Raw genomic sequence first — 1971 nt, 5'->3', positions numbered from 1 at the left:
GCTCGGCGCGCGCGCGCGGCAGCCGGCCGCACAGCACCGCCGGCAGCAGCCCGGCCGGCAGCACCGCCGCCTCGGGCGTCACCAAAGTCAGGAGGAGGGGTGAGGCCAGGCCGCGCAGCCGGCCCCGCAGGGCGAAGCGCCGCAGGACCTCCAGATGCGCGAGACCTGCGCCGACCAGCACCAGATGCATCGCCCCAGAGTGGCCGGACGGGGCGGGCTTGCCAAGACGTTGCGGAACCGGTGCGGAGGGCCGGCGGGCCGGATCACGCCATCCTGACGGCCCGCCCGGCCAGGCCCCGGGCGGCGGATTTTCGCGCCATGTCGCGTTTTTGCTTGATCGCAAGGATGGCGGGGCCAAGCTTTTGCATCATGCGCCGCGCCCTGATCCCCCTGCTGCTGCTGCCCCTCCTGCCGCTCACCGCGCCGCTGGCGCAGGGCCGCGCCCCGGCCACCGCCGAATCGCGCCGCGCCGAGGCCAACCGGCTGCTCGACGCGCTGCCCGCCGCGCCGGATGACGTGGCGGCGCAGGCGCTGGAGGCGCGCATCCGCAGCCTCTGGGCGCAGGGTGCCTCGCCCGCCGTGACGCTGCTGCTGCGCCGCGGCCAGCGCAACCTGGAGAGCGAGGCGGTGGCCGATGCGGTGGAGGATTTCGACGCGGCGCTGACGCTGCAGCCCGGCCATGCCCAGGCCTGGCTGCTGCGCGCCCAGGCGCTGGCGGCACTGGGCGACATGCCGGCGGCGCTGCGCGACCTGCATCAGGTGCTGGTGCTGGAGCCGCGCCACTTCCTGGCCCTGGCCCTGCTCTCCACCTACCAGGAGCAGATGGGCGACAACGCCGCGGCGCTGCGCGCCATCGAGGAGGCGATGAGCCTGCATCCGCACATGCAGGGGGGGGCCGAGCGGCTGCGCCGGCTGACCGCCAAGGTCACCGGCGAGGATGCCTGATACCGCCGCACGCGGCGGAGGGCGGCGCGGCCGGCGGCGTGGCAGGATCGCCGCATGAGCCCCGATGACGATCTCCTCTGGACCGCCCTGCAGCGCCGCGAGGCGCGCGAGGACCTGCTCTACGCGGTGGTGACGCAGGGCGTCTATTGCCGCTTCGGCTGTCCCTCGCGCCTGCCGCTGCGGAAGAATGTGCGCTTCTTCGCCGATCGTGCCTCCGCCGAGGAAGCGGGCTTCCGCCCCTGCCGCCGCTGCGACCCGCGCGGCGAGCGCGCGGCGTTGCAGGCCGAGGCGGTGCGCGCCGCCTGCGCCATGATCGACGTGGCCGAGACCATGCCGCCCCTGGCGGCGCTGGCCGCGCGCGCCGGCTATGCCAGGCACCATTTCCTGCGGCTGTTCCGCGACATCACCGGCCTGACCCCGCGCGCCTATGCCGATGCGGTGAAGGCGCGGCGCCTGCAGGCGGCCCTGGCCGCCGGTGAGCGGGTGGCCGAGGCGGTGGCCGGCGCCGGCTTCGGCAGCGAGAGCCGGGTCTATGAGAAGCCCGGCCGGCTGCTGGGCATGAGCCCGGGTGCCGCGCGGCGCGGCGGCGCGGGGGAGGTGATCCGCCATGCCTGCGCCGGGACGCCGCTCGGCCTCTTGCAGGTGGCGGCGACCGGCGCGGGGATCTGCCGCATCGGCTTCGGCCCGGATGAGGCGACGCTGCTCGGCGAGCTGCGGCTGCGCTTCCCGCAGGCGCGTCTGGAGCCAGGGGGCGAGGCGATGCGGGACGCGCTCGCCGCGATCATCGGCTTCATCGAGGAGCCGCGCGCGGCGCTGGCCCTGCCGCTCGACCTGCGCGGCACCGCCTTCCAGCACCGCGTCTGGCAGGCGCTGACGCAGATCCCGCCCGGCGAAACCACCACCTATTCGGGCCTGGCCGAGCGCCTCGGCATGCCGCGCGCGGTGCGCGCCGTGGCCTCGGCCTGCGCCGCCAACCCGGTGGCGATGGCGGTGCCCTGCCACCGCGTGGTGGCGCGCGACGGGGCG

The 1971-nt window shown here is 76.1% G+C and carries 3 protein-coding genes; 2 read left to right on the top strand and 1 reads right to left on the bottom strand.

The features are described from left to right. Positions 1-190 (bottom strand): hypothetical protein (locus HMPREF0731_RS19940; RefSeq protein ID WP_007006019.1); only part of this gene is annotated, 190 nt, incomplete at its 3' end. A gap of 179 nt (positions 191-369) precedes the next feature. On the opposite strand from HMPREF0731_RS19940, the gene HMPREF0731_RS19935 reads away from it, so the two are divergent. Next, a complete protein-coding gene (locus HMPREF0731_RS19935; protein ID WP_040614192.1) occupies positions 370-945 on the top strand; it encodes a tetratricopeptide repeat protein in 576 nt (191 codons plus the stop codon). A 54-nt stretch (positions 946-999) separates the two neighbouring features. Beyond that, positions 1000-1971 (top strand): methylated-DNA--[protein]-cysteine S-methyltransferase (locus HMPREF0731_RS19930; RefSeq protein WP_007006018.1); only part of this gene is annotated, 972 nt, incomplete at its 3' end.

This window comes from Pseudoroseomonas cervicalis ATCC 49957 (assembly GCF_000164635.1).
Taxonomy (GTDB): Bacteria; Pseudomonadota; Alphaproteobacteria; order Acetobacterales; family Acetobacteraceae; genus Pseudoroseomonas; species Pseudoroseomonas cervicalis.
The sequence above is the reverse complement of the archived record's forward strand: the minus strand, read 5'-3'. Positions and strand labels throughout refer to the sequence as shown.